Origin of the sequence: Aquimarina sp. RZ0 (genome assembly GCF_008370685.1) — a bacterium.
GTDB lineage: Bacteria > Bacteroidota > Bacteroidia > Flavobacteriales > Flavobacteriaceae > Aquimarina.
On the sequence record NZ_VTZU01000128.1, the window covers coordinates 1 to 8596 of the forward strand.

The window sequence follows — 8596 nt, forward strand, 5'->3', positions numbered from 1 at the left end:
GTGCTTACTAAAAAAAGCAGCAACACTTTAAAAAACGGCCTTGCAAAGAGCTAAAGTTAATACCCAGTAAATTACGAATTTTACGTTAGCCTACGTACTGAAGTTTCTGGGGTCTATGAGGGATTACGTGTAGCGGTTGTTGCCTTTTTCTGCTGGTAAAGATCAGATACATTAACAATCGGTTGGTTTCTTCTCCGATCACACCACTTTTACCAATCAACTCATTGGTTTTCTCCAGAAGTTCGGGAGCTGACAAAAACTCTTCTGCAGCCTGTTTTTCGGCTAGATTTAACTGTTTGACCTTGGGTTTTAAGTTTTCTTGCTCTTGTTTGATTTGTGCTAAACGATATTTCTCTAATTCTTCGGTGAGTTCTGCAAAACAAGCTGCGATTACAGATGTGCCTATTTCTAGTTTTTCCGCACATTTACGGATAAACTTTTCTAATTGGGTATCGTTATATAAATCCAGATTGTGCCGTACTGGTGGACGGCTACTTTTTTGTAATTGTACTTTTAGAGTAGTGCGCATTCTGTCCAACCCCTCTAATTTGATACCGCCCAAAACCGTTAATTGTAGGATCTCATTTTCGTAAATTAATTGGTCGGTGTTATCAGTTTGTAATTGCATAAAAATATTTTTTACCTACATATCTGTAGCAAAACTATAATATCTTAATGAATCAAACAAGCAAAACTTAATTTTATACTACATATTTTGTTTCTATATTTGTGTTTTAGTATAAAATACTGCATTAAAACATACATTTATGACTTTTGGTGAGCGTTTAAGTTTGGTACGTAAAAGAAAAAAATTATCGCAGGCTGATATTGGTAAACTTATCAATATCAATGGTGATGCCTATGGTAGATATGAGCGTAACGAAGTAAAGCCAACTATTGAGATGGCTACCAAAATTGCTAATGCCCTAAAAGTATCTTTGGATTATTTGGTAGGAAGTACTGATTTAGAATTGGATACAGAACTCCTAAAACGTATAGAAAACGTCTCTAAACTATCACAAAAAGAAAAAGAGCATATCTATATTACTATAGATGCCCTTATCCGTGATTTTAATGCTAAAAAAGCTTATTCTTAAAACAAAAACAGCCACTACCCATTTTACAAGATCGTGACTGTTTTTACTATTTATATTTTGACTTATCGTCTTTGATTATTGCGCGAAGTCGAGAGACATTCGCGCAGCATTCTTACTCTTATTTAATCACTCTTTGCAGAGCGGGAGTTCTAAAAACCTATAAAATTTTTATTAATCGTTACCCTCCAGTCAACTAACTCCTTGTAATCTGCAACTATTTGTGTTATATATTCACCTTTATTAAAAATTAGTTTTGCAAAATAAGTATTTGCGGCATTTCCTCCATATAAGTATATAAAGATATAATCTCCATTTTCTGAAGTATATACTTTTACAGGTTTATACAAAAGATAAGAACTGCATTGAGTTACGTCATAAAAGTTTTTATATGCAGCTTTAGGGATATTAATTTTTTTGTTATTTACTGTTATCTTTAAACAATCAATTTCTAAAGTTGGGGTATTATAGTATGAACCAAAAGCAATTTGATTATCCACATATGTTATGTTGTCCTTTTCAGAAATAACATGATTTTTATTAGTGAATTTATTAAATTTTACTTTAACACTTATCTCAGTATTATTTTTTAAAACATCATAAAAATGTGTATATAAAGAATCTTTACACTCTATATTCTCAATTTCTTTTAATAATTTTCTATTGGTAATATACTTTGTTTTTATCCCGTTTTTTTCCAAATACTCTATGGCGTACTGTACTGATCGCTCATTTGTATTATATATTTTCCCATCTTTATCATTAGTGAGAAATTCAACCTGTTTTATTGAATTAATATGGTTTTCAAAACTAAGTTGACCAAAAGTATTTAAACTGATAAAAAATACTGTTATTAAGAAATAATTTTTCATTTAAGTTTAGAATCTAGTTAGTTATTCCATAAGGAAGAGGCTCTCCAGTTATAACTTCATATCTAGTAGGAACAATCCCTTGTGGCGTTGGTGTAGATATGTTGTCAACTGGAAAGATTCTGTTAGTTATAAAAAAGAAACCTTGTTGATCGGTAGTATTATATAAATCTCTTATTTGCTGTAAACCTTCAACTGTATTATTAAATGTTTGCTCATTCCACATATTCCCAAATTCATAATTAGGTGCATTGCAAACTACTTTACATCCAATATTATAAAGAGGATGTCCGGGGTGAACAAAAACACCTGCATTATTTAGTCTTATAGTGTTCTCATAATTGACTTCTCCATTATGTGCACTCATTTGATCAAACTTAATTGGATATACACCTCTTTTGTCTAACGCGTTGTCACCAGTACCAGGACCTCTTTCATAATCATGATTTGCATACATATAAAGAACAAGTTGCTGTTTTAAACTTTTGCCATTCTTGATGATTTCAAAATTAAGTTGATATTGATCAACACCCGACTCAGTTCCAATAAGCCTAGATCTATAAACATTTAAAGTATCTCGCCCTTTAATGTCAATATATTTAAGAGGATTATTGTACATCCCTACATATGGAGAATCACCTTTTCCTGCAGGATCAGGAGTTAGCCATCGACCAATACGACTATCCCACAAACGTTCTTCAAAAGCTTCTTTTCCAGTTTCTGGGTCTTTTTCTTGTCCTTGATAGGCGTATCTATAATCCCCTTGCAAATTCCTGTTAGGCATTGGCATGCCAAAGGAAAACTAATCAAATGCATTTTTTTGAACGGTTTGCCTTATCATCCTAGTGCTTCCTTCTACACTTTTTTTAAAAGAACGTATGTCTTATCGACCTTGTAAATATAGTAAAATTCCGTCTTTGTATTGCCAGCCACATCACCAAACCTATCTTTACATAATTGGGCATTATAGTACAAATGTATATTGTAGCAAATTGGCGTATACGTAGTATTTTACATAGTTGCAGATATAACGACACCGTCAGGTGTTTTATATCGTCAGCAATTATGTAAAAGCCAATTTGCGAAACGTTTAGCTCATTCGTAACTATAATGTAATACTATGTAAAATATCCCAGGATAATTCTATTTCATAGTAATCGTAGCTACTGGGGTCATTAATATTTCTTTTAAGGCGTTTATGATTAAACCTCACGTTTGACATTTGTAGCTATAATTTGCCGTTATGTAAAATTGCCGCGCCCAACCGCTTTATTGCTTTGTAAATAAAAATGCTCAATGCATTTTTCTCTACACACAATTTGCCAACGCTTGGCCACACCAAAAAAAGCAAACACTTTTAGGCAGTTTATAAATCGCGTATTCGATAAAACATACGTGAAAAAAGTTTTTACGCGATTCTCGTGAAGGTTTCCGCAAGAGTATAAAATTACTCTGACGAGATAATTTCTATACACTTGCTATATTCATAGCATTGATTGAACCTTTTTAAATAATGCTTATCTTTTTTTCTTGATAAAAAAAGAAACAAAAAAATCAAGGCTGCACAAAACTTTGGAAACAATGTACGGCGCAGTTGCTATATTTTAGAAAACATTCTAACTCATAATATCGCTTAGAACCAGAATGTGTATGCATAGCTTTTATTAAACCTTAGTACTAGACCTCTAAAATATTGACGCTCCTTTACCTATTGTTTTCTCCAAAGTTTTCTGAGGCCGGTCTTTCAATTTTTAGGTTCTATTTTACATAATGTTAAACATTTTAATGTCTTCCACAAAGAGGTTTTAATTTCTGCGCAACTAATTTTTCGATGATATTTAGATACATACTATGCGAGCTTTCAATTTTAACAACATTAATAGTTATATCAAAATCATAACCTTTTGCAAAATGTATTAATTGTAAACCCTGAGTGTTTCCGTTTCGATAATACCCTAGATGTTGATTAATTCTATTTGTAATATTTGATGTTCCCCATGTTTTATTAAAACCACCACGTCGTATACCCACATATAAAACATTACTCTCTTCATTTTTATTTGTGGCAGGAACACTTCTATAATTTTCATTTCCTTTAATATTAGAAACTCTATATATATTTAAGAGATCATTTAATGCTTGTGCTTCTTCCTTTGTTTTTAATGTAAACCAATATAAACAGTCACATTTTATGTTATCTAAATCGGTGTATATGTATTCAAAATTTTTAACTTTTTTTAAACGTACACTATAATCTTTATGATCAGGCAAATTTTTAATATTAAAAGGTATAGAAAGTCTATCTCCTACCTCATTCACTATTTCGGTACTGATTGCTTCAAAAACATTATTTACACTTAGAATTTCATCTGTTATATCCATAAATTAATAACTTTACTTTAGGTGTTAAAACTCTAATCTTCATCTTCTAGTAAAAAGCCTTTTCTTTTTAAATATTTATTATAAATCTCATTTATTTTTAGTTTCTTTTGCTTCGATAACCATTCAATTGGTGTTTCTTCTTCTTCTTCAGGTATCAATTTATAAACTTTAATTGCTATTGATCTAGACATACCTTTAGAAATTAAAAGTAAAACTAATGAGTTATAGGTACCCAATTCTAACATTGTAGGCAATGAAATACTTAGTTTATGCTTTTCTAACTCTTCTTCGGTAAGTATAGATTCTAATATATCTGCAAGTAATTTTGTGTATTTAACAAGAACATAACTTACTACTGTAGAATAAACTTTAATAATTTCATTTATAGTTTTGTTTATATCAACTTTACTCTCTTTATCAATAGTTTTTCTAATATCAGCTTTAAACTTTATTTCTCTTGTAATTAATTCATTAAAGCTTTTATTTTCCATCCATAATACAGCATAAAAAACCATTTGAGGTAACGATCTTGATATTTGATGTTTGAAAAAAGCTTCCGCATTAAAGTCAAAAATTTCGTCAAGCTTATATAATATATTGCTCAATTGACCAAAGAAATTTGTGTTTTCGTGAGATTTACTATTGATTATATCTTTAGTCCATTTTGCATTAAAATTTTCATTTTTATGTAGCACCCATTTGTTTATCCCTTCTTTTTTTATTCTCTTATATAATTTATCCTGTAGTTCAGGATCAATACTTGGATTTAATCTCAATAACTCTTTAGGAATACTAATTCCATTTAATCTATTTGAAAGGCTATCAATGATAGTGTTTATTATAGGATTGTCAACTCCTTTATTATTTAAATATTCAATAAGAAGGTTATCTCCTCTCAAAAACTTATTCTTTAAGAAAACAACACCAAACTCAATATCTTTATTTTTTTTATCTAATGGTTGGTTAATAGCATCGATAATTTTATCCACAGGATAATGTAAAATTTTATTAATTGCTGGTGTTATTTCTTTATCAGGATCATTTTCGTAAAACTCCTCTGCCCAAGATTCATCATTTTTCTCCATACAAATTATTGTTCCAGTAAGAGCATCTCTAATCCTACCTGCTCTTCCCACTATATTACCAAATTCAAAAGGGCTTAAATGATTAATATCTTTTTTTGGGTAAGGAATAAATACTTTTTCCGCAGGTAAATTTATCCCTTCCATTAATGTGGATGTACAGATGATATTATTAAGAGCGCCTTTAGCGAAGAGATATTCCAATTCTCCTCTTATAATTTCTGGTAATTTACCATGATGAAAAGCTGATTTAGTTTTTAAGGCATCTACTAAATAGTAATCAGGGTGTATTTCTTCCTTAATTAATTCAATTAACTCTTTTATTTCATCATCTATATTAATATTATCATTATTAGCATTAATCTCATCCGTTAGATAGTTAGAAAATTGTTCGACATAATTCGTTTTTGGAAAATAAATAATGTTTTTACTATTTCTACCAAACCTTAATACAACCTTAACGGTAGTTTTTAATTTACTCATAGAGATTTCTTTAGAGTAATTAAACTCTACAGGTAATTTAATTTCATTTATTAGTTTTTGTTGAAAGAAAATTTTTGCTAAGATTGAATCATTTTCAGAGCTAGGTTTTAAACTAACTTTAAGTTGAAATACTGGAGAGAACATCGTTTTCAAATTTCTGCTTTTCTCTCCAAATAATAGCTTTAAGAGAACGTTTGGTTTATCTAAAAATGGGCCAGCAATTATTTTTCTCGATTTAACCCAATTAGTTTCAATTTCGTTTATTAAATATTCAAATAAGAAACCTCTATTTCCATCGTCCTCTATGTTTTGAACTTCATCAATAAAAATTAAGTCAGGAACAAAACCATTATCATATGAATACTGCATCAATTTCATTGTTCTTTCAGGTGTCAAAATAAATAATTCTTTATCTGCGAATTGTTTTACTTCCAAGTTTTCCTGTTCAATAAATGCCGTATTTATACTTATATCATTATTTAATTCTCTTTTAAAATCTTCCGATACTTGAGAAATCAAAGCTCGAGTTGGAACAATATATACTATAAAAAACTTTTCTTTTTTAATGAAGGTTTGCCTTATGTAATTTTGAATGATGAAAGATTTACCTGCAGAAGTCGGTGCAGATATAGCAATATTATCATCTTTTTTTGTTAAAACATTCCATAAATATTTTTGATAATCTGATCCAATAATTTTCCCTTCACCATTCTCAATTTCATTAAGGGCTAATTTTGAACCAAGTTCATAATCAATAATGGTTCCGAAGTTCTCATTAAAAAAGAGGCTACCACTAATAGCATTAATTTTAATTAATTCATTAAAAAACCTAGAAGCAATCAGATTTCCAGACCTTGATAATATTATATATGCTGCTTTTCTATATTCTTTAGAGGGCTTCTCTAAAAAAAGAGCTATCCCAAAAACTGAACTTAAATATTTATCATTTTCGTCTAGACTTGAGGCTATAATACTTGCCAACCAAATTGCATTGTCCAGTTTCTCTTTTTCAATGTTCTCTTTATGTCCTTCAATTTCTAACTCAGAATAAAATCTATTGGTTATCATTGTATTCAAAACATCTCTGAATACGTGGTGATTTTTAGCAGATTCTATTGTCTGGTTTGACATTTTTATTGTCTTTTATATTTTTTGCCATTATGAAATATTTCATAGCAAGATTCTCTAAATTCATTGACATCTTTAACTGGCATCATAAAAAACTCTAGTGTTAAATCTTTAATTGGAGGTAATGTCTTTTCTATATAATTTGCTCTTCTTGTTTTTACTGAATTAATAAACTTATTTATTACTTCCTCTATATCTGGTAAACTTTTGGCTATTAATTTTTTTAAGTTTACTTCCTTGTACATTAAAAATGCTGGATAACATATTTCATACCCTTTGAATTCTTCTTGTTTAGTTCTAAGGCTCTGATAGATTAAGTCTAAATCACCAACTTCTAAATCATTCAAATCCCTGCTTAAATGCTTTTTAGCAACTTGAAGCTCTCTATCTATTGAATGAGGATTATTTATATATCGATTTAGTGATTCTAAAACATCTCCTACACAAACGTGAAAATTATTTCTCATTTTTGATTCTCCAATTAACAAAGTTGGTTTGTCAAGAATATTACCTATGAAAAGTCCATCAGAACCTTTTACTTGGTCATTATTATTATAAGTTTGAGAAATCTTGTGAACAATCATAGGAGTTTGTAGAATAGCTTCTACAAAGAGAAATAATATTAATTCTCCATATCTACCATCGCTTATTGGATCTATATCTCCAAAATAACTTAAAGCTTTTTCATATGGTATATCTCCATCCTCTATAAGTTCTTCAATGTCTTTTTCATCAAAAACGTAAGTAACTACTTGCTCATATAAATGTTTAATAAAACCCTCATAATCAGGAGATCCATCTACAAAATTTAAACTATAGAATTTAACTTTAACATCTTCAGACAATGTAACCTCTTCATTTAAACTAAACCAATCAGTAAAAGCATTTTTATCAATTTTTAATAGCTTGTTCCAAGCTATATCCTTCAGGTCTTTTGGCATATATTAATACAATATTTATCAATTCTTTAATCAAGTTAAATTAGAGAATACAGTATTGTTAAATTTATGAATTAATATTTTCTTTCAATTACGGAAAACCCTCACTTCTGAATAAAATTTAAGAGAAATATTCCCATTCCACACACATTACACTCCCCTCCTCTCGTCGGCTCGTATAATAAGTGTTCCATTACCTTTTTTATCGGAACTTTTCGTTAGAAAACTTTTAAAGAAAATGTAGTACCAGGAAACTTTGCTTTTCCAAAGCAAAGTGACATAACGCAAGTACATTATGGGTACTTCCTTGTGCCACCGCTACATCCGCGCCCCATAATACAACTATGTAAAATAGGCGCGCACAGACTGCTAACATTGAAGATTTTGACTTCTAACGAGTTGTTTTTAGTTCAGCTATTACAATATTATAGATATATAATCGTGTCGTAGACGTGATTTGGGTGGCTCTGGTGACATTTTTAATGGTTTTGAGCAAGTTTGTGTGACGTTCAATCGGCACTTTGCCTAACACTTCAAAAGTGGAAGATCACCACCGCATTTGCCTTTCAATCTTCCACTTTTGAAGCGTTTTTTCCGTATGAGTGAGAACGATTGATCTT

7 protein-coding genes are annotated in these 8596 nt (G+C 30.1%); 1 reads left to right on the forward strand and 6 read right to left on the reverse strand.

What is annotated here, in order from left to right:
- Positions 1-85 precede the first annotated feature (85 nt).
- Positions 86-628: a hypothetical protein gene (locus F0000_RS27985; protein WP_188112295.1), complete on the reverse strand. Its 543-nt coding sequence runs from the start codon at positions 626-628 to the stop codon at positions 86-88.
- A gap of 139 nt (positions 629-767) precedes the next feature.
- Here F0000_RS27985 and F0000_RS25965 point away from each other — a divergent pair, with 139 nt between their 5' ends.
- Positions 768-1097, forward strand: a complete 330-nt coding sequence (locus F0000_RS25965) for a helix-turn-helix domain-containing protein (protein WP_149627622.1) — start codon at positions 768-770, stop codon at positions 1095-1097.
- A gap of 149 nt (positions 1098-1246) precedes the next feature.
- Here the strand turns inward: F0000_RS25965 and F0000_RS25970 are convergent, their stop codons facing one another.
- From F0000_RS25970 to F0000_RS25990, 5 genes are all read right to left on the reverse strand, one after another.
- Positions 1247-1966 carry a hypothetical protein gene (locus F0000_RS25970; RefSeq protein ID WP_149627623.1) on the reverse strand — a complete coding sequence of 240 codons (720 nt, stop codon included), beginning with the start codon at positions 1964-1966 and terminating at the stop codon, positions 1247-1249.
- A gap of 13 nt (positions 1967-1979) precedes the next feature.
- Complete coding sequence (locus F0000_RS25975) at positions 1980-2747, reverse strand: RHS repeat-associated core domain-containing protein (RefSeq protein ID WP_188112296.1); 768 nt, start codon at positions 2745-2747, stop codon at positions 1980-1982.
- Positions 2748-3745: 998 nt separating this feature from the next.
- Complete coding sequence (locus F0000_RS25980; RefSeq protein ID WP_149627624.1) at positions 3746-4345, reverse strand: hypothetical protein; 600 nt, start codon at positions 4343-4345, stop codon at positions 3746-3748.
- A 32-nt stretch (positions 4346-4377) separates the two neighbouring features.
- Positions 4378-7041, reverse strand: coding sequence for a DEAD/DEAH box helicase (locus F0000_RS25985; protein WP_149627625.1), 2664 nt, complete (start codon positions 7039-7041; stop codon positions 4378-4380).
- 2 nt (positions 7042-7043) lie between these two features.
- On the reverse strand, positions 7044-7979 hold the full coding sequence (locus F0000_RS25990) for a DUF1837 domain-containing protein (RefSeq protein WP_149627626.1): 936 nt from the start codon (positions 7977-7979) through the stop codon (positions 7044-7046).
- Positions 7980-8596 lie beyond the last annotated feature (617 nt).

Bases quoted from the DNA above. Each gene is read 5' to 3' on its own strand.
- F0000_RS27985 (WP_188112295.1), bottom strand. From the start codon at position 628: ATGCAATTACAAACTGATAACACCGACCAATTAATTTACGAAAATGAG.
- F0000_RS25965 (WP_149627622.1), top strand. From the start codon at position 768: ATGACTTTTGGTGAGCGTTTAAGTTTGGTACGTAAAAGAAAAAAATTA.
- F0000_RS25970 (WP_149627623.1), bottom strand. From the start codon at position 1,966: ATGAAAAATTATTTCTTAATAACAGTATTTTTTATCAGTTTAAATACT.
- F0000_RS25975 (WP_188112296.1), bottom strand. From the start codon at position 2,747: ATGCCTAACAGGAATTTGCAAGGGGATTATAGATACGCCTATCAAGGA.
- F0000_RS25980 (WP_149627624.1), bottom strand. From the start codon at position 4,345: ATGGATATAACAGATGAAATTCTAAGTGTAAATAATGTTTTTGAAGCA.
- F0000_RS25985 (WP_149627625.1), bottom strand. From the start codon at position 7,041: ATGTCAAACCAGACAATAGAATCTGCTAAAAATCACCACGTATTCAGA.
- F0000_RS25990 (WP_149627626.1), bottom strand. From the start codon at position 7,979: ATGCCAAAAGACCTGAAGGATATAGCTTGGAACAAGCTATTAAAAATT.